Annotated in this window: 28 protein-coding genes; 10 read left to right on the forward strand and 18 right to left on the reverse strand. The window is 69.2% G+C overall.

From position 1 onward, the window contains the following. Positions 1 to 8: 8 nt before the first annotated feature. From sufC to Q0654_RS18715, 4 genes are all read left to right on the forward strand, one after another. A complete protein-coding gene (gene sufC, locus Q0654_RS18700) occupies positions 9 to 770 on the forward strand; it encodes a Fe-S cluster assembly ATPase SufC (RefSeq protein ID WP_298856512.1) in 762 nt (253 codons plus the stop codon). Further along, positions 770 to 2,062 carry a Fe-S cluster assembly protein SufD gene (gene sufD / locus Q0654_RS18705; RefSeq protein WP_298856513.1) on the forward strand — a complete coding sequence of 431 codons (1,293 nt, stop codon included), beginning with the start codon at positions 770 to 772 and terminating at the stop codon, positions 2,060 to 2,062. Before sufC ends, sufD begins: the two co-directional genes overlap by 1 nt. Further along, positions 2,059 to 3,300 carry a cysteine desulfurase gene (locus Q0654_RS18710; RefSeq protein WP_298856514.1) on the forward strand — a complete coding sequence of 414 codons (1,242 nt, stop codon included), beginning with the start codon at positions 2,059 to 2,061 and terminating at the stop codon, positions 3,298 to 3,300. Before sufD ends, Q0654_RS18710 begins: the two co-directional genes overlap by 4 nt. Before the next feature lie 98 nt (positions 3,301 to 3,398). Then, the gene (locus Q0654_RS18715) at positions 3,399 to 3,848 is read left to right on the forward strand and encodes an iron-sulfur cluster assembly scaffold protein (RefSeq protein ID WP_298856515.1); all 450 of its coding nucleotides are present in this window, start codon (positions 3,399 to 3,401) and stop codon (positions 3,846 to 3,848) included. Positions 3,849 to 4,397: 549 nt separating this feature from the next. On the opposite strand, the gene Q0654_RS18720 is transcribed toward Q0654_RS18715, so the two are convergent. Both Q0654_RS18720 and Q0654_RS18725 read right to left on the reverse strand, forming a co-directional pair. Then, entirely contained in the window at positions 4,398 to 4,856 is a 459-nt protein-coding gene (locus Q0654_RS18720; protein WP_298856516.1) for a hypothetical protein, read from the reverse strand. Then, positions 4,853 to 5,425: a sigma-70 family RNA polymerase sigma factor gene (locus tag Q0654_RS18725; RefSeq protein ID WP_298856517.1), complete on the reverse strand. Its 573-nt coding sequence runs from the start codon at positions 5,423 to 5,425 to the stop codon at positions 4,853 to 4,855. The genes Q0654_RS18720 and Q0654_RS18725 overlap by 4 nt, the downstream gene beginning before the upstream one ends. Before the next feature lie 143 nt (positions 5,426 to 5,568). Here Q0654_RS18725 and Q0654_RS18730 point away from each other — a divergent pair, with 143 nt between their 5' ends. After that, positions 5,569 to 5,901, forward strand: coding sequence for a DUF6249 domain-containing protein (locus Q0654_RS18730; protein WP_298856518.1), 333 nt, complete (start codon positions 5,569 to 5,571; stop codon positions 5,899 to 5,901). A 3-nt stretch (positions 5,902 to 5,904) separates the two neighbouring features. Next, the gene (locus tag Q0654_RS18735) at positions 5,905 to 6,045 is read left to right on the forward strand and encodes a hypothetical protein (protein ID WP_298856519.1); all 141 of its coding nucleotides are present in this window, start codon (positions 5,905 to 5,907) and stop codon (positions 6,043 to 6,045) included. Between the two features lie 33 nt (positions 6,046 to 6,078). Here Q0654_RS18735 and ptsP read toward each other — a convergent pair whose 3' ends face one another. From ptsP to Q0654_RS18800, 13 genes are all read right to left on the reverse strand, one after another. Next, the gene (gene ptsP / locus Q0654_RS18740; protein ID WP_298856520.1) at positions 6,079 to 7,797 is read right to left on the reverse strand and encodes a phosphoenolpyruvate--protein phosphotransferase; all 1,719 of its coding nucleotides are present in this window, start codon (positions 7,795 to 7,797) and stop codon (positions 6,079 to 6,081) included. Beyond that, positions 7,797 to 8,066, reverse strand: a complete 270-nt coding sequence (locus Q0654_RS18745; RefSeq protein WP_298856521.1) for an HPr family phosphocarrier protein — start codon at positions 8,064 to 8,066, stop codon at positions 7,797 to 7,799. Before Q0654_RS18745 ends, ptsP begins: the two co-directional genes overlap by 1 nt. Beyond that, positions 8,059 to 8,451: a PTS sugar transporter subunit IIA gene (locus Q0654_RS18750; RefSeq protein ID WP_298856522.1), complete on the reverse strand. Its 393-nt coding sequence runs from the start codon at positions 8,449 to 8,451 to the stop codon at positions 8,059 to 8,061. Before Q0654_RS18750 ends, Q0654_RS18745 begins: the two co-directional genes overlap by 8 nt. Positions 8,452 to 8,542: 91 nt before the next feature. Further along, the gene (gene rapZ / locus Q0654_RS18755; RefSeq protein ID WP_298856524.1) at positions 8,543 to 9,442 is read right to left on the reverse strand and encodes an RNase adapter RapZ; all 900 of its coding nucleotides are present in this window, start codon (positions 9,440 to 9,442) and stop codon (positions 8,543 to 8,545) included. Further along, positions 9,439 to 10,389: an HPr(Ser) kinase/phosphatase gene (hprK, locus tag Q0654_RS18760; protein WP_298856525.1), complete on the reverse strand. Its 951-nt coding sequence runs from the start codon at positions 10,387 to 10,389 to the stop codon at positions 9,439 to 9,441. The genes rapZ and hprK overlap by 4 nt, the downstream gene beginning before the upstream one ends. Before the next feature lie 16 nt (positions 10,390 to 10,405). After that, positions 10,406 to 10,876, reverse strand: coding sequence for a PTS sugar transporter subunit IIA (locus Q0654_RS18765; protein WP_298856526.1), 471 nt, complete (start codon positions 10,874 to 10,876; stop codon positions 10,406 to 10,408). A 61-nt stretch (positions 10,877 to 10,937) separates the two neighbouring features. Further along, complete coding sequence (raiA, locus tag Q0654_RS18770; RefSeq protein WP_298856527.1) at positions 10,938 to 11,264, reverse strand: ribosome-associated translation inhibitor RaiA; 327 nt, start codon at positions 11,262 to 11,264, stop codon at positions 10,938 to 10,940. A 276-nt stretch (positions 11,265 to 11,540) separates the two neighbouring features. Continuing rightward, entirely contained in the window at positions 11,541 to 12,998 is a 1,458-nt protein-coding gene (locus Q0654_RS18775; protein ID WP_298856528.1) for an RNA polymerase factor sigma-54, read from the reverse strand. After that, positions 12,998 to 13,717 carry an LPS export ABC transporter ATP-binding protein gene (lptB, locus tag Q0654_RS18780; RefSeq protein WP_298856529.1) on the reverse strand — a complete coding sequence of 240 codons (720 nt, stop codon included), beginning with the start codon at positions 13,715 to 13,717 and terminating at the stop codon, positions 12,998 to 13,000. Before lptB ends, Q0654_RS18775 begins: the two co-directional genes overlap by 1 nt. Continuing rightward, positions 13,717 to 14,256: a lipopolysaccharide transport periplasmic protein LptA gene (gene lptA / locus Q0654_RS18785; RefSeq protein WP_298856530.1), complete on the reverse strand. Its 540-nt coding sequence runs from the start codon at positions 14,254 to 14,256 to the stop codon at positions 13,717 to 13,719. Before lptA ends, lptB begins: the two co-directional genes overlap by 1 nt. Then, the gene (lptC, locus tag Q0654_RS18790) at positions 14,237 to 14,803 is read right to left on the reverse strand and encodes an LPS export ABC transporter periplasmic protein LptC (RefSeq protein ID WP_298856531.1); all 567 of its coding nucleotides are present in this window, start codon (positions 14,801 to 14,803) and stop codon (positions 14,237 to 14,239) included. The genes lptA and lptC overlap by 20 nt, the downstream gene beginning before the upstream one ends. An 8-nt stretch (positions 14,804 to 14,811) precedes the next feature. Next, entirely contained in the window at positions 14,812 to 15,366 is a 555-nt protein-coding gene (locus Q0654_RS18795) for an HAD hydrolase family protein (RefSeq protein ID WP_298856532.1), read from the reverse strand. Then, positions 15,356 to 16,378 carry a KpsF/GutQ family sugar-phosphate isomerase gene (locus Q0654_RS18800; protein ID WP_298856533.1) on the reverse strand — a complete coding sequence of 341 codons (1,023 nt, stop codon included), beginning with the start codon at positions 16,376 to 16,378 and terminating at the stop codon, positions 15,356 to 15,358. The genes Q0654_RS18795 and Q0654_RS18800 overlap by 11 nt, the downstream gene beginning before the upstream one ends. Before the next feature lie 215 nt (positions 16,379 to 16,593). Between Q0654_RS18800 and Q0654_RS18805 the strand changes: the two genes are divergently transcribed. Both Q0654_RS18805 and murA read left to right on the forward strand, forming a co-directional pair. Next, positions 16,594 to 16,830, forward strand: coding sequence for a BolA family protein (locus Q0654_RS18805; protein ID WP_298856534.1), 237 nt, complete (start codon positions 16,594 to 16,596; stop codon positions 16,828 to 16,830). A gap of 4 nt (positions 16,831 to 16,834) precedes the next feature. Further along, on the forward strand, positions 16,835 to 18,091 hold the full coding sequence (gene murA / locus Q0654_RS18810; protein WP_298856536.1) for a UDP-N-acetylglucosamine 1-carboxyvinyltransferase: 1,257 nt from the start codon (positions 16,835 to 16,837) through the stop codon (positions 18,089 to 18,091). A gap of 451 nt (positions 18,092 to 18,542) precedes the next feature. Here murA and Q0654_RS18815 read toward each other — a convergent pair whose 3' ends face one another. Next, complete coding sequence (locus Q0654_RS18815; RefSeq protein WP_298856537.1) at positions 18,543 to 19,301, reverse strand: hypothetical protein; 759 nt, start codon at positions 19,299 to 19,301, stop codon at positions 18,543 to 18,545. Between the two features lie 2 nt (positions 19,302 to 19,303). Further along, entirely contained in the window at positions 19,304 to 20,902 is a 1,599-nt protein-coding gene (locus Q0654_RS18820; protein WP_298856538.1) for an electron transfer flavoprotein-ubiquinone oxidoreductase, read from the reverse strand. A gap of 154 nt (positions 20,903 to 21,056) precedes the next feature. On the opposite strand from Q0654_RS18820, the gene Q0654_RS18825 reads away from it, so the two are divergent. Next, a complete protein-coding gene (locus Q0654_RS18825) occupies positions 21,057 to 21,656 on the forward strand; it encodes an alpha-ketoglutarate-dependent dioxygenase AlkB (RefSeq protein WP_298856539.1) in 600 nt (199 codons plus the stop codon). Positions 21,657 to 21,803: 147 nt separating this feature from the next. Further along, positions 21,804 to 22,646, forward strand: coding sequence for a hypothetical protein (locus tag Q0654_RS18830; RefSeq protein WP_298856540.1), 843 nt, complete (start codon positions 21,804 to 21,806; stop codon positions 22,644 to 22,646). A 146-nt stretch (positions 22,647 to 22,792) separates the two neighbouring features. On the opposite strand, the gene Q0654_RS18835 is transcribed toward Q0654_RS18830, so the two are convergent. Then, entirely contained in the window at positions 22,793 to 23,677 is an 885-nt protein-coding gene (locus tag Q0654_RS18835) for a DMT family transporter (protein WP_298856541.1), read from the reverse strand. Positions 23,678 to 23,699 lie beyond the last annotated feature (22 nt).

Genomic DNA, 23,699 nt, shown 5'->3' on the forward strand with positions numbered 1-23,699 from the left:
GTAGAGTTATGCTCGACATCAAAAATCTCCACGTCCGCGCCGGCGAGCGCGAAATCCTCAAGGGTCTGTCGCTGACGCTTGAGCCCGGCAAGCTGCACGCCATCATGGGCCCCAACGGTGCGGGCAAGTCGACGCTGGGCCATGTGCTGGCCGGGCGCGAGGGCTATGAGGTCACGCAGGGCTCGGTCGAGTTCAACGGCGTCGACCTGCTGGCTCTGGAGCCCGAAGAGCGCGCGGCTGCCGGCGTGTTCCTGGCCTTCCAGTACCCGGTGGAGATTCCGGGGGTGAACAACACCTACTTCCTGCGCGCGGCGCTGAATGCGCAGCGCAAGGCGCGCGGCGAGGAAGAACTCGACGCCATGCAGTTCCTGAAGCTGGTGCGGCAGAAGCTCCAGGTGCTGCACCTGAAGGAAGAGCTGCTGCATCGCGCGGTGAATTCGGGTTTTTCGGGCGGCGAGAAGAAGCGCAACGAGATCTTCCAGATGGCGGTGCTGGAGCCCAAGCTTGCCATTCTCGACGAGACCGATTCCGGGCTCGACATCGACGCGCTGAAGGCGGTGGCCGATGGCGTCAATGCTCAGCGCGACGGCGACCGCAGCTTCCTCGTCATCACCCACTACCAGCGCCTGCTCGACTACATCGTGCCGGACGTGGTGCACGTGCTGGCGGACGGTCGCATCGTCGAGAGCGGCGGGCCCGAGCTTGCGCGCGAGCTGGAGTCGCATGGCTATGCCTGGGTCAAGGACCGGCAGAGTCCGGAGAAGGTCTGATGTCGGCCCTGCTTGAGAGCTTCGCCCAGCGCTGGGCCGAGCTGCCGGAGCCACTGCGCGCGGCCGCGGGACTGGCCGAGACGCGCAAGGCCGCACTGGATGCCCTGCTGGCCGACGGCCTGCCGGCCAATCGCGCCGAGCGCTGGCGCTACACCAGCCTGCGTGCCCTGGGCCAGCGCAGCTTCCGCGCTTCCGCCGGCGCCAGCGTCGATGCCGCGCTGATCGCGCGCATCCCGCGGCCGCGCCTGGTCTTCGTCAATGGCTGGCTGGACACCGCGCTCAGCGATCTCTCCGATCTGCCGGCAGGTCTGTCGGTGCGCGCGCTGGGACGCGTGCTGCCGGAAGCGCATGCGCGCGATGTCGTGCATCTGGGGCGTCGCTACAGCGCATCCGATGAGGTCTTCGCCCGCGCCAACGCGGCGCTGGCGGTCGAGGGCGCCGTGATCGAAGTCGAGGCCGACGCGCAGATCGAGATGCCTCTGCATCTGGTGTCGATCGGCGCGCCCGAATCGGCCGAGGCCGCCTGGCATCTGCGTCATCTGATCGATCTCGGTGCCAACGCGCGCCTCACCGTGGTCGAGCATGTGCTGGGCTTCGAGGCACACGCGCATCTCGACAATACCATCGCCCAGGTGCATCTGAAGCCCGGCGCCGAGCTGAGCCACGCCCGCCTGCAGTCGGCGGGCGAGGGCGCGCAGCTGTTCGCCCGCGTGGACGCCGCGCTGGCCGCGGGTGCGCTGTACCGCCGCGTCGATCTTGAGCTGGGCGCCACGCTGTCGCGCCTGGAGCTCAATGCCGAGCTGCAGGGCGAAGCCGCGGCCTTTGTCTCCGGCGGCGCGCAGCTGGTCGATGCCAAGCGCGCGGTCGACGTGCGCCTCGGCGTGGACCACATCGCCCGCGATACCCGCTGCGACCTGCGCTGGCGCGGGCTGGCTGCGGGCCGCGGCAAGCTCAGCTTCTACGGCGGCATCCGCATCCGCGAAGGCGCGGACGGCACTGATGCCGAGCTGTCGGATCGCAACCTGCTGCTGTCGGACACCGCCGAGGTCAACACCCAGCCGGTGCTGGTGATCGACGCCGATGAGGTGAAGGCCGCGCACGGTGCGACGGTCGGCCAGCTCGATGCCACCGCGCTGTTCTACCTGCGCTCGCGCGGCATTCCGCGCGACGAGGCCCGCGCGCTGCTGACCCGCGCCTTTCTCGTCGAGGCCATCGAGGTCGCCGAGCAGCCCGCGCTGATCGAAACCCTGAGCGACGCGCTGATCGCGCGCATCGAAGGAGCCGCCCTGTGAACGCCCTGCGCCAGCCCACGCAAGACATCGACTGGCTCGCCCTGCGCGCCGAGTTCCCGGTGCTGGCGCGTGAAGTCCACGGCAAACCGCTGGTCTATCTCGACAACGCCAACACCGGGCAGAAGCCCCGCGCGGTCATCGAGGCCATGGACGCCTACTACAGCCGCTACAACGCCAACGTGGCGCGTGCCGTGCACAGCCTGGGTGAGGAGGCGACCGCGGCCTATGAGGGCGCACGCGGCAAACTCGCGAAGTTCCTGAACGTTCGCAGCGATGAGCTGGTGTTCACCTCGGGCACCACCCAAGCCATCAACCTCGTCGCCTACAGCTACCTGCTGCCCAAGCTGCAGGCCGGCGACGTGATCCTCGCCAGCCGCATGGAGCATCACGCCAATCTGGTGCCTTGGCAGCTGATCGCCGAGCGCGCGGGTGCCACGGTGCAGCCGGTCGAGATCCTGCAGAACGGCGAGCTTGATCTCGTCGACCTTGAAAAGAAGCTTGATGGCCGGGTCAGGCTGCTGGCTGTCACCCACGTCAGCAACGTGCTCGGCACGGTGACGCCGATCCGCGAGATCTGCGCCATGGCGCGTCGCCACGGCGTGCCGGTGCTGGTCGACGGCTCGCAGGCGGTGCCGCACATGGCGGTCGACATCGCCGCGATCGGCTGCGATTTCTATGCCTTCACCGGCCACAAGATGGCCGGCCCCACCGGCACCGGCGCGCTGTGGGCGAAGCGCGAGCACCTGCAGGCGATGCCGCCCTTCTTCGGCGGCGGCGAGATGATCCGCACGGTCAGCTTCGAGGGCACCACCTTCAACGAGCCGCCGCACAAGTTCGAGGCCGGCACCCCCAACATTTCGGGCTTCATCGGCCTTGGGGCGGCGGTGGATTTCCTCTCCGGCATCGGCATGCCGGCGATCGCCGCGCGCGAGCAGTACCTGCTGGGTGTCGCCACCGAGGCGCTGCGCGCCGTACCCGGCCTGCGCATCTTCGGCGAGGCGCGCGAGAAGGCGGCGGTGATCTCCTTCCTCGTCGAAGGCGCGCATGCGCATGATCTTGCGACCCTGCTGGATCTTGAAGGCATCGCCGTGCGTTCGGGCCACCACTGCGCGCACCCGCTGATGAGCTTCTTCGGCGTGCCGGCGACGCTGCGCGCGAGCCTGGCCTTCTTCAACACCGAGGCGGAGATCGAAGCCCTGGTGCGCGGCATCGACAAGGCGCGGCGCCTGTTGGGGTGAGAGCCGCGCGGGGAGTCCGCTGTGGGTGCGCGCTCTTCGATTTCCGACTCTCCATTCCCGATTCCCGATTCCCGATTTCCGATTCCCGGCCCTGGCGCATGTCCAATCCCTACCACTCCGCAGTTCTCGACCACAGCCGCGCCCCGCATCGGCGCGGCGTGCTGGCGCAGCCGACCCACCGCGGCTGTGGCGAGAACGCGTTGTGTGGCGACAGCCTCAGCGTGCAGCTGCGCGTCGAGGCCGGATGCATCGTCGACTATGCCTTCGAAGCCGAGGCCTGCGCGATCGTGGTCGCTACGGCCTCGATGCTCGGAGACGCGCTGGTGGGCCATGCGCCGACCCGGCTGGAAGCGATTGAAGCGGATCTGCGGCGCCTGTTGGGCCAGACCCAGCCAGAACCTGACGAGGCCCTGGCCGTTCGCCTGGGCGCGCTCGCCGACCTTGCGGAAATGCGTGCGCTGCCGCGCCGCCATCGCTGCGTGACACTGGCGCTCGAAGCCGTCGGTGCGGCGCTGATCGGGTCCGGTGCGGCGAACCGCACGACGTGATGCAGGGCGCTGAACACGTCGAGGCTGCGGGGAACCCCTGCGCGTCGCCTGCATAGGGTGCGCCCGCGGTACACCGTGTCTCGTCGAGTCGCGCGATTGAGCGCCTTCTTGAAGCCGCGCCCAGGCGCTTTCGGTTTCGTTCCCTGCAAGCCACCACTCGCAGGCGTAGGTGCGCGACACGCGCACCCTACAACGTCTGATCGGGTCCGGTGCGGCGAACCGCACGACGTGATGCAGGGCGCTGAACACGTCGAGGCTGCGGGGAACCCCTGCGCGTCGCCTGCATAGGGTGCGCCCGCGGTACACCGTGTCTCGTCGAGTCGCGCGATTGAGCGCCTTCTTGAAGCCGCGCCCAGGCGCTTTCGGTTTCGTTCCCTGCAAGCCACCACTCGCAGGCGTAGGTGCGCGACACGCGCACCCTACAACGTCTGATCGGGTCCGGTGCGGCGAACCGCACGACGTGATGCAGGGCACTGAACACCTCGAGGCTGCAGCGAATCGCTGCGCGTCGCCTGCATAGGGTGCGCCTGCGGCGCACCAGGCCCATGCTCAGGCAGGCCCGTTTCGCCGCCGCTCGATCAGCCCACTTACCAGCCCACTCAAGGCCAGCGTCGCCGCGCCCATCAGCGCCCAGTGCAGGCCGATGTCCGAGGCCGCGGGCAGCTGCCACTGCAGCGGCTGCAGCAGCTCGGCCAGCACCGGCAGGCCGAACCACAGGGCGAGCAGGCCACCGAGCGTCAGCACGCCGCCGAGCAGGGCGATCTCGAAGCGATCGCCGGCATCCGCGCGTCGCGCGCGGCGCTGCAGACGTTCGGCGAAGCCGGCGGGCAGGGCAGGGGCGGGCAGCGCGGCCGCACGCGCCAGTGCCCGGTACAGCGGATCGGGCCTGGCCCCCGAGGCCTCACCGGCGGCGGACCCTCGCGCGGCTTCCTGGCGGCGCCATTCGGCTTCGATGCGGGGATCGATCGCCGTGCTGCCGGGGGCGGGTGAATCGGATTGGTGGTTCATGCGGGTTCTCCGATCGCTTCCTTCAGCGCCGCACGCAGGCGCAGGCGGATGCGGAACAGCAGGTTCTTGATCGTGCCCTCGGGCCGCTCGGTGATGCGGGCGATCTCGGAGATGCCCAGCTCCTCGGCATGGTAGAGGCTGAGCACGGTGCGCTGCAGCGGAGGCAGCGCTTCGATCAGACGCAGCGCGTGCGCATGCAGCTCCGCCTCGGCCAGCTCGCCCTCCACATCGGCCTGGTCGGCGATGTGGTCGAGCGGGTCGAAGGCTTCGCCGTCCTCGAACACGCCGCCGCGCTCGATCGGCAGCGACTTGCGCTCCAGATGCCGGCTGCCGAGGCTGAAGGCGATGCGGCCGATCCAGCTCGACAAGGCGCAGTCGAAGCGGAACTGGTCGAGCTTGCGGAACACGCGCAGGAAGCACTCCTGCGACAGGTCTTCGGCGTCCTGCGGCGAACGCACCATGCGCAGCAGGATGTGCCAGACCAGGCGCTGGTGCGCCTCGACCAGGCGCGCGAAGGCGCCGGGCCGCTCGCGCAGTACATCGTCCACCAGGGTGCGGTCATCGCTCATGTGGGCATCAGATACACCCTCGGCGTCGCCGGTTGCAGTGCCGGCTGCGAAAAAATCCCATGGGCTCGTGCAACCGCTGGCGCGCTCGCCGTCTCTGATCCTCCCAGGCAGGCATGGAGCCTGCCGCGCAAAGGAGAGACACCATGGACTTCACCATCCTGATTCCGATCACCCTGTTCATCGTGATCGCCTACATCGTCAAGGTCATCCTGGACGGACGCGTGCGGCGCCGGCTGGTTGAATCCAGCGCTTCGGAGTCGCTGGTGCGCTCCCTGATCGAAGCCGACGAACTCGCGCGCCGCACCGCCGCCTTGAAGTGGGGCATGGTGCTGACCTCGCTGGGCGCAGCCTTCGGCCTGATCGAATGGCTGGACCTGCGCGCCGACAGCCCGGGCACCATCGGCCTGCTGTTCGTCGCCGCCGGCGTCGGCATGCTGGGCTACCACCTGCTGGCGCAGCGCGGCCGCGGCGGATAAGCCATGGACGGCGGCGTCGATTCGCAGGCGCGGATCGAGCAGGGCCTGTCCTCGCTGGTGCTGGGCCTGCTGCTGTGGGGCCCGGTGCCACCGGAGACGCTGATTCGCTTCGTCTGGGAATGGCTTCGAGGCGTGGCGTCCTGAGCTCGCCGGGGCGCGTTGTCGCCCTCGCTGGGCTCAGACGTTCGCCTTCAGCAGCCGCTCGATGCCGGCGCGGTCGCTGGCCCGCAGCAGGCGGCTGCCCAGCTTGCGCAGCTCGGCCAGATGGCTGTCGCGGATGATCGCGCGCACTTCCAGCAGGGTGTTGGGATGCAGGCTGAACTCGGTCAGGCCCAGCGCCAGCAGCAGGCGCGTATGGGCAGGGTCACCCGCCATCTCGCCGCAGACCGAGGTCGACAGGCCACGGCGCTGGCCGAACTGCAGGATCTCGCGCAGCACCCGCAGCACCGCCGGATGCAGCGGGCTGCTGTGCGCGGCGACCGCATCGTTGCCGCGGTCGATGGCCAGCAGGTACTGCACGAGATCGTTGGTGCCGATGCTGAGGAAGTCGACTTCGCGCCCGAAGGAGGCCAGCGCCAGCGCTGCCGCCGGCACCTCGATCATCACTCCGAGCGCGACCTTCTTGGCGACCGCGTGGCCCTCGGCTTCCAACTCGCGCGCGCACTGGTCGAGCAGCGCGCGCACTGCGCGCACCTCCTCGCGGAAGCCCACCATCGGCACCAGGATGTTGACCTTGCCGTAGGCGGAGGCACGCAGCAGGGCGCGCAGCTGGCTGCGGAACAGCCCGGGCTGGGCCAGCGACAGGCGCACGCCGCGCAGGCCGAGCGCGGGGTTGGGCTCATGGCTGAGCGCGATGCCGGCGCGGTCGGCCTTGTCGGCGCCGAGGTCCAGCGTGCGCAGGGTGACCGGCCGGCCGCGCATGCCCATCACGAGGTCGCGGTAGACGAGGAACTGGGCGTCCTCGTCGGGTGCGCCGCGGCCCTGCATGAACAGGAACTCGGTGCGGTAGAGACCGATGCCGGAGGCGCCCAGCGCATAGGCCTGGTGCACGTCCTCGCGCGATTCGGCATTGGCCAGCAGGCGGATCTCGACGCCGTCGCGGGTCACCGTCTCGGCGTCGCGCAGCTTCTGCAGGGCGCGACGGTCGCGCGCGTTCTCGCGCTGCTGACGCTTGAAGCGGCGCAGGTCCTCGGCGTCGGGCTCGATGATGACCTCGCCGCTGTGGCCGTCGACCAGCAGGGCATCGCCGTCGTTGATCTGGGCGACCGCTTCGTGGGCGCCGACGATCAGCGGCAGGTGCAGGCTGCGCGCGAGAATGGCGCTATGCGAGAGCGCGCTGCCGGCGCCGGTGATGATCGCCACCACGCCGCGCTCGGTCAGCTGCGACAGTTCCGCGGGCGCGACGTTGTCGGTCACCAGCACTTCGCCGGACACGCCGGGCGTCTGGCTCGCCGGGCTGCGGTGCAGGGCGGCCCAGACCCGGCCGATGACGTGCTCCAGATCCTCGCGGCGCGAGCGCATGTAGGGGTCGTCGATCGCGTCGAACACCGCCACCAGGCGGTCGCGCTGCAGCTTGAGCGCGAAATCGGCGGAGTAGCGCGCGGTGCGGATGAGGTCGTCGAGACCCAGTACCAGCTCGGGGTCATCGAGGATCAGCTGGTGGATGTCGAGGAACTCGCCCAGCTCATGCGCCAGCGCGCCCTGCAGACGTTCGCGCATCTGCTGCAGTTCGGCGCGCGCGGTGTCCAGCGCGGCGTGCAGGCGCTCGATCTCGGCCTCGACCGCGCCCTCGGGAATGCGCTCCTCGCGCACTTCGTGCATCTGCGGCTCCCGCACGTGCGCGCGGCCGAGCGCGAGACCGCGCGAGGCCGGCTGTCCGTGCAGGACGAGGCGCATCAGCTGTCCTCGTCGAAGCCGCGGGCGAACAGGTCGACGGCGGCCGCCATCGCCGCCTCTTCGTCGGGGCCATCCACCCGCAGCACGACGCTGCTGCCCTGGGCGGCGGCGAGCAGCATCACGCCCATGATGCTCTTGGCATTGACCTCGCGGCCGCGGCCGACCAGGAAGGCATTGGACTTGTAGCCGCCGAGCAGCTGCACCAGCTTGGCCGAGGCGCGCGCGTGCAGGCCGAGCTTGTTCACCACCAGAAGTTCGCGCTCAAGCATGGCCGTTGACGACTCCGCTGCGGGCGCCGGTGACCGCGGTCTGGGCCAGCGCCTCCAGATTCTGTTCGGGATAGTTCAGCACGCGCAGCAGCATCGGCAGGCTCAGCCCCGACACCCGCCGCACCACCACTGGCGTCGACTCCAGGCGCGCCGCGAGATTGCTGGGCGAGGCGCCGTACAGGTCGGTCAGGATCAGCACGCCCTCGCCGCCGTCGAGGCGGCCCAGGGCGCCGCGCGCCTGCATCGACAGCTCGTCGAGCGGTGCATCGAAGGGCACCTCCAGCACCTCGACCGGCAGGGTCGGGTTGCCCAGCACCTTCTGCACGACAGCCCGCAAGGCGGTGCCGATCCCCGGATGCGTCAGCAGCAGGACGCCGACGGCCATCAGCGTCGCGCTCCTTGCTGCCACGCGCACGCGGTAGGGCTGGGGAGCCCGCGTCCCAGCGAATCCCGAATCCCGAATCCCCAATCCCTATTCATTCGATCTCCCTGTGGAAGGTCACCACCTGCTCGCGGCCGTGCGCACGCAGATGCGCGGCCACCGTCTCGGCGCAGTAGACCGAGCGATGGCGTCCGCCAGTGCAGCCGAAGGCCACGGTGACATAGCTGCGGCTGTCGTTCTCGAAGCGCGGCAGGAAGCTGTCGAGGAAGCCGATGACCTGGTCGAGGTAGTCGCGCACCAGCGGCTGCTCGTCCAGGTGTTCCCGCACCGCCTGGTCACGTCCCGACAGTGGACGCAGCGCCGGCAGCCAGTGCGGGTTGGGCAGGCAGCGCACGTCGAACACGAAGTCGGCGTCGGCCGGCAGGCCGTTCTTGTAGGCGAAGGACTCCAGCAGGATCGAGAGCCCACCCTCGCCACCGCTGGCGATCTCGGTGGCGATCTTGCGGCGCAGCTGGTGGACGTTGAGCTCGCTGCTGTCGATGACGACATCGGCCAGCGCAGCCAGCGGCCGCATCAGCTCACGCTCGCGGGCGATCGCCTCGGCCAGCGGCAGACCGTTGCGCGAAAGCGGATGCCGGCGCCGGGTCTCGTTGAAGCGCTTGATCAGCACTTCGTCGCGGGTGTCGAGGAACACCAGCCGGTAGCCGAAGCCGGCGCTGCCGAGCGCGGCCAGCGAGCGCGGCAGGTCGGCAAGATCCTGCGGTCGGTTGCGCACGTCGATGCCGACCGCGATGCGATGGGCGTCCTGCGCGCCGTCGACCACGCTCTCGACGAACTGCGGCAACAGCTCGGCCGGCAGATTGTCGGCGCAGTAGTAGTCGAGGTCTTCCAGGGTGCGCAGGGCGACCGACTTGCCCGAGCCGGAAAGCCCGCTCACCACCAGCACCTGCACGGGACTCGAGCTTGACGTTGGGACCACGCTGTCGCTGGTCATGGGTTGAGCTTGCGCATCTGGTGGGCCTGCCGGTCCATGAAGGTCTGCGCCGGATCGGCGCCCTTGGATTTCAGGATATGCGAGCGCACCGCGGCCTCCACCAGCACGGCGAGGTTGCGGCCCGGCGCGACCGGCAGGGTGATCTGCGGGATGTCGAGTTCGAGTATGCGGCGGCTGCTGCGGTCGCCGTGCAGCCGATCCAGCGTCGCCGGCGGGGCCGAAGGGTCGTAGCGCTCCAGATGCACGATCAGGCGCAGGTACTTGTTCTGCTTCACCGAGGTGTCGCCGAACATCTCGCGCACGTTGAGGATGCCCAGGCCGCGCACCTCGATCAGGTCCTGCAGCAGCTCGGGGCAGGTGCCGTCGAGCACGTCGGGAGCGATCTGGGTGAACTCGGGCGCGTCATCCGCCACCAGGCGGTGGCCGCGGGTGATCAGCTCCAGCGCGAGCTCGCTCTTGCCCGAGCCGGAGTCGCCGGTGATCAGCACCCCGATCGAGTAGACCTCCATGAACACGCCGTGCAGGGTGGCACGCCGCGCCAGCGCGCGCGCCAGGTGGTACTGCAGGTAGGTCAGCAGCTCGTGGCCGCGGCGCGGCGAGCTCCACAGCGGCGTATCGGATTCATTGCAGGCGTCGCGCAGGTCGGGCGGCGCCGGCTGATCGCGGCTGACCAGCAGGGCCAGCGGCCGCGCATTCATGATCTTGGCGAGGGTTTCCCAGCGCTGGCGCGAGTCGAGGCCGTCGAGATAGGCCAGCTCCTCGGCGCCGATGATCTGCACCTTGTTGGCGTGGATCGTGTTGAGGTAGCCGGCCAGCGAAGGCCGCCTCGCCAGGTGCTCGCCGGGCTCGATCTCGCGGCGCTCGCCGCGCTGCCCTGCGATCCAGCGCAGGCCGAGGCGCTCCTGCAGCTGCTCGTAGAGCTCGCGGGCGCTGATGCGGGCGTCCATGCGTCCGCGCGCGGGCTCAGGCGGCCGCGTGGGTCAGCTGCCAGTCCGCCAGCAGGGCGTACAGGCTGGCGCTGTCGGGCGCGCCGCGCAGGCGCTGGCAGAAGGCCGCGTCGCCGAACATCTCGGCCAGCTGGGAGAGCAGCACCAGGTGCTGGTGGCTGAAGTGCTCCGGCACGGCCATGGCGAACACCAGATCCACCGGCGCATTGTCGATGGCGCCAAAGTCGATGCCCTCCGACAGCCGCACGAAGGCGCCGATCGCGGTGCTGAGTCCGGGCGTACGGCCGTGCGGAATGGCCACGCCGTGACCCAGCCCGGTCGAGCCCAGCTTCTCGCGGGCGAACAGGCTGTCGAAAATCGCCCGTTCGCAGGCATCGCCGTGGCCATCGGCCAAGGTGGCGGCAAGCGATTCAAGCAGGCGTTTCTTGCTGGTGGCGCTGACGCCCACGGAGGTGCGGGCGGGCGTCAGGAGGTCGATCAGGAGCATGGTCTGGGCCTGGGGAAGGCGGGCCCCCGGGCTGCCGAAGCAGCCCGGGGGCACTGGGTAACTAGCCGAAGCTGCCGTTGCGGGAAGGCGCGTCACCGCGATGGTGGTCGGTCAGCTTTTCCTTGTGCTTCAACACCTGGCGGTCGAGCTTGTCTGCCATCAGGTCGATCGAGGCGTACATCGACTCGGCCACCGACTCCGCGTGGATATTGCGGCCGGCGGCATGCAGCGTGGCTTCGGCCTTGTGGTCGAGCTTGTCGACCGACAGGATCACGTGGACATCGAGCAGGTGGTCGAAGTGGCGCTCAAGGCGCGCCAGCTTGGTTTCGACGTATTCGCGCAGGGCGGCAGTGACGTCGATCTGGTGACCACTGATTTCGATCCGCATGGCTTGAACCTCCTAGGTGAACGTCGGGGGTGGAACTCGGGGCCGGCACGTTCCAGCCGGGCCGAGCGCGCTGGCTGGCAGCCACGCGCTTGTCGAGCAGCATGCAAGGGCCGCTCCAGAAGAGGTTGGGATGGCGGAGCTGGACTCAAGTTCCGGCCGGGCTGCGGCGGCGCTCCGCGCTTGACGGGGCCCGTTTCGCGCCACCGCGAAGACACCCGCGGGCGATCGGGAGGGCCAGGTCTTGGCACCGGGAGCGGCTGAACTGCGCATTCAGGCTCAGCTTACCCGCTGGCGCTCGTTGGAGGACGGAATATTCATCGCTTCCCGGTACTTTGCCACCGTCCGCCGCGCGACGGTAATGCCCTCGGCCTGCAGCAGCTCGGTCAGGCGCGCGTCCGACAGCGGCTTGCGCGGCGATTCGGCATCGATCAGGCGCTTGATCATGGCCTGGATGGCGGTGCTCGACGCGCTGCCGCCATCGACCGTCGACACGCCCGACGAGAAGAAGTGTTTGAATTCAAAGGTGCCGCGTGGCGTGTGCAGGTATTTGCGGGTGGTCACGCGCGAGATCGTCGACTCGTGCAGGTCGAGCTCCTCTGCGATCTCGCGCAGCACCAGGGGGCGCATGGCCTCGGGGCCGTGCTCCAGGAAGGCGCTCTGCTGGCGGACGATGCATTCGGCCACCCGCAGGATGGTGTCGGCACGGGTTTCCAGCGAGCGGATCAACCAGCGCGCTTCCTGCAGCTGGCCGCGCAGATAGCTGGCGTCGCCGCGTGCCGCGACGCCGATCATCGCTTCGTACTGCCGGTTGATGCCCACCCGCGGCAGGCAGCCCGGCGCCAGGCTGACGCGCCAGGCGCCGCCCTGGCGCCAGGCATAGGCATCGGGGGCGACATAGTCGACGCGCTCGCTGCTCAGACCCGCCCCGGGCTTGGGGTCGAGCCGGCGCAGCAGGGCCACGGCCGCGGCCACGCATTCGGGATCCTGCTTGAGCTGCTGGGCCAGCTTGGCGACGCCCATCCGCGCCAGCTCTTCCAGGTGGGCGGTCGCGATCTGCTGGGCCAGCGCCCATTCCGGGCTGTCGTCCTGCTGGGCCCGCAGCTGCACGCACAGGCATTCCGACAGCGAGCGCGCGCCCACGCCCAGCGGGTCGAAGTGCTGGATGTGGGTGAGCACGGCCTGCAGTTCGTCGTGTCCGGCCTCGATCTCGGGGCGCAGAGTGGCGCAGATCGCCTCGAAGTCCTCCTGCAGGTAGCCGTCCTCGCCGATCGCGTCGATCAGGGCGCGGCCGATCGCCTGGTCGCGTGCCGACAGGTGCGAGAGGTTGAGCTGCCACAGCAGGTGGTCGTGCAGGCTTTCGGTGACCGTGCCCTGCAGGCTTTCCAGGCGCTCGTCGCTGTCGCCACCGCTTGAGCTGCTGGCGCCGAGGCCGGTTTCCAGGTCCCAGTCGGGCTCGTAGTCGAGCGGGCTCTCCAGCAGCTCGGGCTGGGCGTCCTCGCTGGCCGCATCGGCGCTGGCTTCGGCGGCATCACCGGGGGCCGCCGTGCCTTCCTCGCCGCTGCCTGGCATCGGCTCGGCATCTTCGGCGCGTTCCAGCAGCGGATTGCTCTCGATGGCCAGGCTCAGCTCGGTTTCCAGCTCCACGGTCGACATCTGCAGCAGGCGGATCGCCTGCCGCAGCTGCGGGGTCAGCGTCAGCTGCTGACCCATCCGCAGTTGCAGGGTCGGCTTCATCACATCCGGAATCCGTCGCCCAGGTACACGCGGCGCACGTCGGGGTTGTCCAGCACCTCGGCCGGGCTGCCCTCGGCCAGCACGCCGCCGTCGTTGAGGATGTAGGCGCGGTCGCAGATGCCCAGGGTTTCGCGCACGTTGTGGTCGGTGATCAGCACGCCGATGCCGCGCGACTTCAGGTGCCGCACGATGCGCTGGATCTCGCCGACCGAGATCGGATCGACGCCGGCGAAGGGCTCGTCCAGCAGCATCAGGCGTGGCTTGCCGGCCAGCGCGCGGGCGATTTCGACGCGCCGGCGTTCACCGCCGGACAGGCTGGCGCCGAGGCTGTCGGCGACGTGGCCGATCTGCAGCTCGTCGAGCAGGGCCTGCAGCTCGCGCTGGCGCTCGGCCTCGCCCAGGTCATCGCGGAGTTCGAGCACGGCGAGGATGTTGTCGGCGACCGACAGACGCCGGAACACGGACGCCTCCTGCGGCAGGTAGCCGACGCCGAGGCGCGCGCGCGCATGCATGGGCAGCTCGGTGATGTCCTGCGTGTCGAGCTGGATCTGGCCGCCGTCCGCCGGTACCAGGCCGACGATCATGTAGAAGCAGGTGGTCTTGCCGGCACCGTTCGGGCCGAGCAGGCCGACCACTTCGCCGCGATCGAGCTTCAGCGAGAAATCGCGGACCACCTCACGATCGCGATAGCGCTTGCGCAGGTTGCGGGCCGTCAGCATCAGCCGCCGTCCGTCGCGGGGGCAGGGGCGGGCGCAGGCGCATTCTGGCGCGGCTGGAAGCGCATGCGGATGCGGTCCTCGCTGCCGGCGCCGCGGGCGTTGAGTCGACCATTGGCCATGTCGTAGGTGATGACCTCGCCCTGCAGATTGCCCTCGGGGCGGTCGACCTCGACCGCGCCTTCGAGCAGCACCTCATTCGAGGTGGGCCGGTAGGTGATCTTGCGGGCACGAACGCTGACCGGCTGGCCCTGGTCGTCGATCTGCTTGAGCGAAGCCGGCTGCCCTTGGAACACGACCTGACTGAGTTCGCCGGCGCTGCGGGTCAGCGTGGCCTTGTCGGCGCGGATGTCCAGGCTGCCCTGGGTGATCACCACGTCACCGCTGAGGATGGAGTCGCCGTCGGCCAGCGTGGCATCGCCGGAGCGGGCGGCCATGTCGACCGGCTGCTGGCGATCGGCGCTGGCCGCCAGCGCCTGCGCGCCGACGATCAGCGAAAGCACGGCGGCCAGCAGGCGGCCGTCAGCGCGAAGGGGGCTCATAGCGGGCGCTCACCTGGTCGAGAAGTCGGAAACGGCGGGTGTCGAGCTCGGCCTCCAGGCCGACCCCGCGGAGTATAAAACCGGGCCCGGAGGCGGTCACCGGCTCGGCGCTGCGCATCTGGCGCGCGCGCGGGAACAGGTCGAGGCGCTCGGTCTGCAGCGTGGACGGCGCTTCGGCAGCGGCCGGCGCCGTCACCTGCACCGCGCGCAGCAGGCGCAGCTCGCTGGCGTCGGCACTGACCCAGGCGGTCTCCGAGCGCGCCAGCCAGCGGCCGCCTTCGGCGTCGGGCAGGGTGAACTCGGGCTCGCTCACCTCCAGCGTCCCCGCCTGCGGATGCCGGGCCAGGCGCGGGCCGCGGGCGGCGAAGGCTTCGCGGCCTTCGGCATTGAGCGCGACCATCGAAAAGTCGGTGAGGAAATAGTCCGAGCGCGGCGGCCCGACCAGGACCGGCGCGGGCGCGGGCTCGCGCAGCAGCCAGACCAGCCAGCCGCTGACTGCGGCCGCCAGCAGCAGCCCGATCAGCACGGGGATCTGGCGCGCCTGCATGGCCTGCCTCAGCCCGGCACGAAGCGCGACAGCACGTCGGCGCTGCGGCCCTGGGCCTCGATGATCAGGTCGCAGAGCTCGCGCACCGCGCCATGGCCGCCGGCCGCGCGGGTCTGCCAGTCGACGCGTGCGGCGACCCAGGCGTGGGCGTTCGACGGCGCCACGCTGAAGCCGGCGACGGCCATCGCCGCAAGATCGGGCAGGTCATCGCCCATAAAGGCCGCGGCCGCGGTCTCGATGCGCAGGCTGGCGCACAGCGCCGACAGCGCCGCGCCCTTGTCGTGGCTGCCCTGAATCAGGTGGCGGATGCCCAGGTCGGCCGCGCGCCGCGCCACCAGCGGGCTGGTGCGGGCGGTGATCAGGGCGATCTCGACGCCGATGCCGGCCAGCAGCTTCAGGCCCTGGCCGTCGTGCACGTCGAAGCTCTTGAGCTCGCGGCCGTCGTCGCTGAAGAACAGGCGGCCGTCGGTGAGAGTGCCGTCGACGTCGAAGGCGGCCAGGCGCACGCCCGCGGCGCGGGCGCGGGCTTCGCTCGTGGAGAGATGACGCAGCTCAGACGACACGGGCGCGCAGCAGGTCGTGGATGTTGAGGGCGCCGACCGCGTGCTGCTCGGCGTCGACCACCACCAGCGCGCTGATCTTGTGCGACTCCATCAGGCGGGCGGCTTCCACCGCCAGCTTGTCGGCGGTAATGGTTTTCGGCGCGCGGGTCATCACGCTCTCGACGATCGTGGCGCGCAGGTCGAAGCCGGGGTCGTCCATCGCCCGGCGCAGGTCGCCGTCGGTGAACACGCCGACCAGGCGGTTGTCGGCATCGACCACCGCGGTCATGCCGAGGCGCTTGCGGCTGATTTCGAGCACCGCCTCGCTGATCGAGGCCGAGGCCGCAACCCGCGGCACCTCTTCGCCGCTGTGCATGATGTCGCCGATATGCAGCAGCAGGCGGCGGCCCAGGCTGCCGGCCGGATGCGAGCGGGCGAAGTCGTCGGCGGTGAAGCCGCGTGCTTCCAGCAGGGCAACGGCCAGGGCATCGCCCATGACCAGTGCGGCGGTCGTGCTGGAGGTCGGCGCCAGGCCAAGCGGGCAGGCCTCGGCCGGCACGCTGACGTCGAGATGCACGTCCGAAAGGCGCGCCAGCGTCGACTCGGGCTTGCCGGTCATCGCGATCAGCGGATTGCCCTGCCGGCGCAGCACCGGAAGGATGGTCAGCAGCTCGTCGGTCTCGCCCGAGTTCGACACCGCGATCACCACGTCGGCATCGGTGATCATGCCGAGGTCGCCGTGGCTGGCCTCGCCCGGATGCACGTAGAAGGCCGGGGTGCCGGTCGAGGCCAGGGTCGCCGCGATCTTGCGTGCGATGTGGCCCGACTTGCCCATGCCGCTGCAGACCACCCGGCCGGCGCAGGCGAACATCAGCCGGCAGGCGGCGACGAAGTGCTGGTCGATGCGCGCGCGCAGGGCCTCGATGGCGTCGCGCTCCACGTCGATGACCTCGCGCCCGCTGTGGATCAGCGACTCGGCCGAGAGGCCGCTGGCATCGCGAAGAGAGGGCAGGGGCTGCACTTGGGCGCTCATGGCGGGATTCAGGGCTTCCGAAGGAACGGCGGTCGGGCGGCGCTCGGCCGCGGGGCAGCAGCAGAACGCCGGCGGATTCTGACGAGTTGTGGCAGGGGCCGGGTCGGCCGGCGGGGATGCTTTAGAATCGCTGGCCATTCTACCCCGCCCCGCATCGGGGCCGCCCGCGACCGGCGCGCTGCATGCCCGGCCGCGAGGCGTCGCCAAGCCTGCCCATGACCCCTGAAACCATCCGTGAACTGATCGAAGCCGGCCTGCCCGGCGCCCGCGCCCATGTGCAGGGCGACGACGGCGTGCACTTCGAAGCCCTCGTCATCTGCGACGCCTTCGCCGGCAAGCTGCCGCTGGCCCGCCACCGCATGGTCTACGCGACCTTGGGCGACCTGATGGGCGGCGCCATCCACGCGCTGTCGCTGAAGACCCAGACCCCCGCCGAAGCCGGCGAGGGCTGATCCCATGGCGAAAATCCAGATCACCGGCAACGGCCCGCTGAACGGCGAGGTGTGGATCTCCGGCGCCAAGAACGCGGTCCTGCCCATCCTCTGCGCAGGCCTGCTGGCCGACGGGCCGATGGACATCGGCAACGTGCCGCACCTGCACGACGTCACCACCACCCTGGAGCTGCTCGGCCAGATGGGCGTGACCCTGGGCATCGAAGACCGCATGCGCATCACCCTGGATGCCAGCCGCGCCGACCGCTATGTGGCGCCCTACGAGCTGGTCAAGACCATGCGCGCCTCGATCCTGGTGCTGGGCCCGTTGGTGGCGCGCTTCGGCCAGGCCGAGGTCAGCCTGCCCGGCGGCTGCGCGATCGGCTCGCGCCCGGTCGACCAGCACATCCGGGGGCTGGAGGCCATGGGGGCCGAGATCACCGTCGAGGGCGGCAACATCCGCGCCCGCGCCAAGCGTCTCAAGGGCACCCGCTTCGTGTTCGACATGGTGACCGTCACCGGCACCGAGAACATCCTGATGGCGGCGACGCTGGCCGAAGGCACCACCATCATCGAGAACGCCGCGCAGGAGCCCGAGGTCACCGACCTCGCCCACTGCCTGCAGGCGATGGGCGCGCAGATCGAGGGGATCGGCACCAGCACCTTGATCGTGCACGGCGTCGAACGCCTGCACGGCTGCCGCTACGACGTCATCGCCGACCGCATCGAGACGGGCACCTTCCTCGTCGCGGGCGCCATCACCCGCGGCCGCGTGCTGTGCAAGCACACCCGCGCCGACACCCTGGACGCGGTGCTGCAGAAGCTCGAGAAGGCCGGCGCCCACATCAACACCGGTGCGGACTACATCGAGCTCGACATGCAGGGCCGCCGCCCGCGTGCGGTTGACCTCACCACCGCGCCCTATCCGGCGTTCCCGACCGACATGCAGGCGCAGTTCGTCGCCTTGAACGCGGTCGCCGAGGGTGTCGGCATCGTCACCGAGACGGTGTTCGAGAACCGCTTCATGCACATCGAGGAGCTGCGCCGCCTGGGGGCGGATATCCGCGTCGAGGGCAATTCCGCGATCATCCGCGGCGTCAACGAACTCACCGCCGCCCCGATCATGGCCACCGACCTGCGCGCCTCGGCCAGCCTGGTGCTGGCGGGCCTTGTCGCCCGCGGCGACACCGTCGTCGACCGCATCTACCACATCGATCGCGGCTACGAGTGCATCGAGGAGAAGCTGGGCGGGCTGGGGGCCTTGATCCGGCGATTGCCGTGAGCGCGCGCTGAGCGCGCGCTCGGGATGACGGCCGCTGCGCGGCCTTGGGATTGGGGATTCGGGATTCGTAAGAGCGCGCTTCGATCTGCGTCGCGCGCTGATCGGACTGCGCTGGGCTGTATCGTCCGCCCTGTGGCTCCGATCATTTTCGCGCTTCTGTCGGACTTGCTGGTGGATGCGCTGCGCTTATCCACCCTACAAGGGCGAGTGACGCACTGTCCCGATCGAAGCCCAAGCCGCACTACGCGCTTCAGCTTTGCATCAGCGAACGACGCCTTGCCCCGAGCGAAGCCCAGGCCGCCCTACGCGTAGGGCGGATAAGCGAAGCGCATCCGCCGTTCGACGCGGTTCGGGGGAGGCTTGGAGGGGAGAGGTGTATGGAGGGTCAACCGTTCGCCCGGCGTTCCGAGGCGCGCACCGCATCCATCCTTCGGCAACCCAACTATCGCGATCAGGGTGTTTCAGCGGCTTCCAGCAGAGCGTCAAGCGGCCTGAGCAACCGGTCGATTGCTGCGTCCTCGGCATCCAGGCATTGGTGGAGTCGGATTTCCAGTTCGCCAGAAACGCAGGAGGCCAGCACAACGTGCCTCCCATCAAGACACCCCAAATGAAGGGTCTGTGCGTTAGGAACCTTCCACAAGGACGGACTGCTCCAAGCAGATCGAAGAGCTTCCAGCTCGACCAAGGGGATTCGGCTCAAGGTGCGCTGCGATCCGCGGGCGAGAGTTTCTGACTCTCCAGCCGCGTGTTCCGCGGGGGCATCTTCCTGTGTCGGAGGTGGTGCTGGCCTCTGGACGAGTACGTGTTCGTCCAGGTGCGCTTCATCGCGACCGATGCGTAGCTGCAGCCATCGGGTATCCGCCCAAGCTTCAGCGATCCAGAGCTGGTGGCGCTCGCGCTCCACTTCCACGATGCGGGAGTCACAGCGGCTGAGCTCAGAGAACTGAATGTCAAAAGGCGGTGCAGAGCGGTCGTGGAAATCTCGCTCGAATAGGGTCAACGCGACTGCTGCCATGCGCGTGGCTTCAGCTCGAATTGGCGTGGGTTCACCCTGCAACTCCAGCCACGGCTTGGGCAGCAAACTCCCCCCATCGCCCGCTTCCGCCGGCGGCCGGAACTCCCGCTCCAGATACAGCGCCGCCGCAACAGGCGCCGCTAGCGCCAAGCTCAGCGCCAGCGTCCGCAACAACGAGATTCGCGGCTTCGCCACGGCTACAGGTTCTGGTAATTCGGCCCCGCCGCCCCTTCAGGCGTCACCCAGTTGATGATCTGGTAGGGGTCCTTGATGTCGCAGGTCTTGCAGTGCACGCAGTTGGCGGCGTTGATCTGCAGTCGCTTGCCCGCCTCGTCCTCGACCATTTCGTAAACCCCCGCGGGGCAGAAGCGGGTGCAGGGGTTGCCGTATTCCTCGGCGCACTTCGTCACGCAGACATCGGTGTTCTCGACGCGCAAGTGCACGGGCTGGTCTTCGTCGTGCTCGGTCGCGGCGTAGTAGACGCCGGCCAGGCGGTCGCGCGGGGCGAGGCTGCGGTCGACGTAGTCGCGCTTCGGCGTCTCGGCTTCGCTGAGTTTCTGCAGGCTGGCGTGGTCGGATTTGACCTTCAGCGTCCACGGCGAGGCGCCGCCGGTCACCGTCTCCCAGCCCGAGTTGATCAGGCCGAACCACAGGCCCTTCTTGAAGCCAGGCTTGAAGTTGCGGACCTTCTTGAGCTCCGAGTACACCACCGAACCGCGCAGCTTGGCGTCCCAGCCTTCGACGGCGTCGGTGCTGGCGATGTGTTCGGCGGCGAGCATGCCGGAGCGCATCGCCTGGTGGACGCCCTTGATCTTGGGCACGTTGACGAGACCCGCATCACAGCCGATCAGGATCGCGCCCGGCATCTCCGTCTTGGGCAGGCTCTGGTAGCCGCCGGTGACGATGGCGCGTGCGCCGGCGGACAGAATGCTGCCGCCGTCCAGCAGCGGCTTCACGGTCGGGTGGTGCTTCCACTGCTGGAAGGCTTCATAGGGCTGGTAGTTCGGGTCGCGGTAGTCAAGGCCCGAGACATAACCGAGCGCGATGCGGCCGCCGGTCAGGTGGTACAGGAAGCTGCCGCCGTAGGTGCGCGAGTCGGCCGGCCAGCCGAGGCTGTGCACGATCTTGCCGGGATTGACGCGGTCTTCCGGCACCTGCCACAGCTCCTTGATGCCGATCGAATAGCTCTGCGGATCGCTGCCGGCGTCGAGGCCGTACTGCTTGATCAGCGGCTTGGCCAAGTGCCCGCGCGCGCCTTCGGCGAGCACGGTGATGCGGGCGCGGATGTCGATGCCCTGCGTGTAGCCGGGCTTGTGCGAGCCGTCCTTCGCCACGCCCATGTCGCCGATGCGCACGCCGACCACGCGGCCCTGTTCGATCAGGGTTTCGGCGGCGGCGAAGCCGGGGTAGATCTCGACGCCCAGCGCTTCGGCCTGCGGCGCCAGCCAGGCGCAGGTGGCGCCCAGGCTGACGATGAAGTTGCCGTGGTTGTTCATCTGCGGCGGCACGATCGGGAACTTGAAGCCGCCGGTCCGGGTGAGGAACCAGAACTCGTCCTCGGTGGCGGGCACGCAGATCGGCGGCGGGTTGTCCCGCCAGCCCGGCAGCAGCTCGTCCAGCGGGCCGGGCTCGATCACCGCACCGGAGAGAATCTGTGCGCCGATGGTGGAGGCCTTCTCGATCACGCAGACCGACAGGTCCGGCTTGAGCTGTTTCAGTCGAATGGCGAAGGCGAGGCCGGCAGGGCCTGCACCCACCGTGACCACGTCGTATTCCATGACATCGCGCTCGCTCATGGCTGGCTCCTGGCTGTGTGCGTAAAGGGCGGCATTATCGGGGGCGGGGCGTGCAGGCGACAGCGTCTTGACCGCGTGGCCCGCAGAGTGCGCGGGGCGCAGGGTCTGCATCGGGCAGGCCTGGCCGGCAGGGGTGGCAAGCATACTTCAGCGTATGGAATGGATCGAGATTGCCCTGACCGGTGCCGAACTGCGCATCGCGCCGGCCTTCCTGCAGGCCGAGGAAGCCGATGCGCTGCTGGCGGCACTCAGCGCCGAAATCCCCTGGGAGCAGCACCGCATCCGCCTCTACGGCCGCGAGCACGCCTCGCCGCGGCTGTCGTGCTGGATGGGTGACCCGGGTGCCGTCTACACCTATTCGCGCACGCGCTTCGAGCCGCGGCCGTGGACGCCGGCACTGGCCGCGCTAAGGCCGCGGATCGAGCACGCCTGCGGGGCGCGCTTCAACAGCGTGCTCGCGAACCTCTACCGCGACGGCGCCGACGGCATGGGCTGGCACGCCGACGACGAGCCCGAGTTGGGTCCCGAGCCGGTGATCGCCTCGCTCAGTCTGGGCGCGGTGCGCGGCTTCGCCTTTCGCGACCTCGCCGAGCGCCGCCAGCGGTTGAAGCTCGATCTGCCGCACGGCAGCCTGCTGGTCATGGCCGGGCGCACCCAGGCCCTGTACCAGCACGCCATTGCCAAGAGCGCGCGGGCGCTGCCGCCGCGGCTGAACCTGACATTCCGCTGGATACGCTGCGGCCCCGCGGCATGAAACTCGTGAAATTGTGTGGCATGCTCGCGCGGTCCGTTCTGCGGCTGGACAAACCCACGGCCCCATCCGCGCGTCAGCACGCGACGGTGCCGGACGGTTGGGGATGAACAGCGCGACGGGTGTGGTTTCTTTTCCAAGGAGCAGACCATGAACACGATCCTCAAGCTCGCGGCGCCTGTGTGCCTGGGCCTTTCCCTGTCCCTCGCCGCCAAGGCCGAGACGGTCTGGTTCGAAGTGGCCGAGATCGAGTCGGAGCGCAACCAGAGTTTCGTCGTCGCGCTGAGCGACCCGGAGCACATCGCCCAGGCGCGCGCGATCATCGCCAACGGCGGCCGCCCCGATGACGACACCCCGGGCATCCTGCTCGCCCGCATCGGTTTGGGCGGTGACGGCTTCAATCGCGACCTGCGTGATCCCGACCAGCGGCTCTGGCGCTGGCACATCGATCAGGTTGATGGCTTTGGCGGCCTTGCCATCGAGCTCTGCGACGGCTGGCCCGGCTTCGTCGAGGAAAACCCCAAGGCCTTCATCCAGAACACCGGCGGGCAGATCTGCTTCTGGGGCTATACGGTCAAGTCCGAGCTGCCCAATGCGCCGCAGTTCGAGATCGGCGAGGGCCTGGACGGCGCCTGGTACAACCCTGAGCGGCCGGGCCAGGGCGTTTACCTGGATGTGCTGGAGGAGCAGAACAAGCTCGCCTTCGCCTGGTTCACCTGGGCCGAAAACGCGCCCGGCGTGATCCGCGCCTCCGAGCATCTGTGGTACTCGGGGCTGACCGATATCGCCGGCGAGGCCGCACAGGGACCGATCTACCGAACGACTGGCGGAACCTTCGTTGGCGAGCAGCTGCTAGACACGCGTGCTGCGGGTCAGGCGACCCTGATCTTCAAGGACTGCAACACCGCCAGCTTCACCTACAGCTTCGGCACCGGCGAGACCGCGGAGATTCCGCTGCGTCGCGCGGTGCCGACCAAGGGCTGCAGGCGCTGAGGCCGGGATTAGGGATTAGGGATTAGGGATTAGGGATTAGGGATTGGCTGGGGCTGGCTGTGCTCGCCATGTCTCCGCGAAGGGCCTGGCTTCGGAAATCTCTGCAGCGGATCGCAACGCACACGGCGCGCGGTCCGCTGCCCTCTTCACAGCACCATGCAGCCGACGCCGGCGATCGCCAGCGCGATGCCGCCGGCGCGGCGGCGGTCCATGGGCTCGCGCAGCCACAGCCAGGCCAGCAGCACGATGAAGGCCGATGAGCTTTCATTGAGGATGGCCGCGACCATGGCGTCGGTGTATTTGTAGCCGCCCAGCCAGAACAGGGTCGACAGGAACTGACCGACAAAGGCGGCGATCACCAGGGTCGGCCAGTGCACCCGCATGCGCCAGGGGTTCAGGGTGCGCAGCTCGCCGCGCAGGCCGACGATCAGCAGCAGCCCGACCAGGGCGCCGCCCATGCGGATCAGGCTGATCCAGACCAGCGGCTGCGCCTCAAGCACACGCTTGACCATGACAATGGCGACCGCCATCAGCAGGATCGCCAGCACGCCCAGCAGCACTCCGGACAGCACGCTGGGGCCGCCCGCCTGGCGCTCGCGTTTGCCGCTGACCAGCAGCACGCCTGAACCCACCAGCACGAAGCCGACGATCTGCAGTGGACCGAGGCGCTCGCCCAGGAACACGAAGGACAGGGCGATCACGAAGGGGCTGTAGAGATTGCCGATGATGCCCATGCGGCCGGCGCCGAGCTGGTTCAGCGCTTTGAGGTAGAGCGTGTCGGCAAGGGCCAGCCCGATCACGCCGCTGGTGATCGCGATGGAGATTTCGGCCGCGCTGATGTCCGGCAGGGCCAGGCCGTGTACCAGCGGCAGGGCCACGGCCAGCATGCCCAGCACCAGCGTGTTCTTGATGAAGTTGAGCTGCAGCGGCGGCAGCCAGGTGCCGAGCTTGCTGTACAGGATCACGCCCACGGCCCAGGCCATGGCGCTCAACAGCGCGAAGGCCTCGCCGAGGCCAAAGCTGAGTGACATGAGGGAGCCGTCCTTGGGGGCG

The organism is uncultured Aquimonas sp. (assembly GCF_937888285.1).
Lineage (GTDB): Bacteria > Pseudomonadota > Gammaproteobacteria > Xanthomonadales > Xanthomonadaceae > Aquimonas.

What these genes read in the sequence shown, in the direction of transcription:
- sufC (WP_298856512.1), top strand. Translation starts at nt 9, where the DNA reads ATGCTCGACATCAAAAATCTCCACGTCCGCGCCGGCGAGCGCGAAATC.
- sufD (WP_298856513.1), top strand. Translation starts at nt 770, where the DNA reads ATGTCGGCCCTGCTTGAGAGCTTCGCCCAGCGCTGGGCCGAGCTGCCG.
- Q0654_RS18715 (WP_298856515.1), top strand. Translation starts at nt 3,399, where the DNA reads ATGTCCAATCCCTACCACTCCGCAGTTCTCGACCACAGCCGCGCCCCG.
- Q0654_RS18720 (WP_298856516.1), bottom strand. Translation starts at nt 4,856, where the DNA reads ATGAACCACCAATCCGATTCACCCGCCCCCGGCAGCACGGCGATCGAT.
- Q0654_RS18725 (WP_298856517.1), bottom strand. Translation starts at nt 5,425, where the DNA reads ATGAGCGATGACCGCACCCTGGTGGACGATGTACTGCGCGAGCGGCCC.
- Q0654_RS18730 (WP_298856518.1), top strand. Translation starts at nt 5,569, where the DNA reads ATGGACTTCACCATCCTGATTCCGATCACCCTGTTCATCGTGATCGCC.
- Q0654_RS18735 (WP_298856519.1), top strand. Translation starts at nt 5,905, where the DNA reads ATGGACGGCGGCGTCGATTCGCAGGCGCGGATCGAGCAGGGCCTGTCC.
- ptsP (WP_298856520.1), bottom strand. Translation starts at nt 7,797, where the DNA reads ATGCGCCTCGTCCTGCACGGACAGCCGGCCTCGCGCGGTCTCGCGCTC.
- Q0654_RS18745 (WP_298856521.1), bottom strand. Translation starts at nt 8,066, where the DNA reads ATGCTTGAGCGCGAACTTCTGGTGGTGAACAAGCTCGGCCTGCACGCG.
- Q0654_RS18750 (WP_298856522.1), bottom strand. Translation starts at nt 8,451, where the DNA reads ATGGCCGTCGGCGTCCTGCTGCTGACGCATCCGGGGATCGGCACCGCC.
- rapZ (WP_298856524.1), bottom strand. Translation starts at nt 9,442, where the DNA reads ATGACCAGCGACAGCGTGGTCCCAACGTCAAGCTCGAGTCCCGTGCAG.
- hprK (WP_298856525.1), bottom strand. Translation starts at nt 10,389, where the DNA reads ATGGACGCCCGCATCAGCGCCCGCGAGCTCTACGAGCAGCTGCAGGAG.
- Q0654_RS18765 (WP_298856526.1), bottom strand. Translation starts at nt 10,876, where the DNA reads ATGCTCCTGATCGACCTCCTGACGCCCGCCCGCACCTCCGTGGGCGTC.
- raiA (WP_298856527.1), bottom strand. Translation starts at nt 11,264, where the DNA reads ATGCGGATCGAAATCAGTGGTCACCAGATCGACGTCACTGCCGCCCTG.
- Q0654_RS18775 (WP_298856528.1), bottom strand. Translation starts at nt 12,998, where the DNA reads ATGAAGCCGACCCTGCAACTGCGGATGGGTCAGCAGCTGACGCTGACC.
- lptB (WP_298856529.1), bottom strand. Translation starts at nt 13,717, where the DNA reads ATGCTGACGGCCCGCAACCTGCGCAAGCGCTATCGCGATCGTGAGGTG.
- lptA (WP_298856530.1), bottom strand. Translation starts at nt 14,256, where the DNA reads ATGAGCCCCCTTCGCGCTGACGGCCGCCTGCTGGCCGCCGTGCTTTCG.
- lptC (WP_298856531.1), bottom strand. Translation starts at nt 14,803, where the DNA reads ATGCAGGCGCGCCAGATCCCCGTGCTGATCGGGCTGCTGCTGGCGGCC.
- Q0654_RS18800 (WP_298856533.1), bottom strand. Translation starts at nt 16,378, where the DNA reads ATGAGCGCCCAAGTGCAGCCCCTGCCCTCTCTTCGCGATGCCAGCGGC.
- Q0654_RS18805 (WP_298856534.1), top strand. Translation starts at nt 16,594, where the DNA reads ATGACCCCTGAAACCATCCGTGAACTGATCGAAGCCGGCCTGCCCGGC.
- murA (WP_298856536.1), top strand. Translation starts at nt 16,835, where the DNA reads ATGGCGAAAATCCAGATCACCGGCAACGGCCCGCTGAACGGCGAGGTG.
- Q0654_RS18820 (WP_298856538.1), bottom strand. Translation starts at nt 20,902, where the DNA reads ATGAGCGAGCGCGATGTCATGGAATACGACGTGGTCACGGTGGGTGCA.
- Q0654_RS18825 (WP_298856539.1), top strand. Translation starts at nt 21,057, where the DNA reads ATGGAATGGATCGAGATTGCCCTGACCGGTGCCGAACTGCGCATCGCG.
- Q0654_RS18830 (WP_298856540.1), top strand. Translation starts at nt 21,804, where the DNA reads ATGAACACGATCCTCAAGCTCGCGGCGCCTGTGTGCCTGGGCCTTTCC.
- Q0654_RS18835 (WP_298856541.1), bottom strand. Translation starts at nt 23,677, where the DNA reads ATGTCACTCAGCTTTGGCCTCGGCGAGGCCTTCGCGCTGTTGAGCGCC.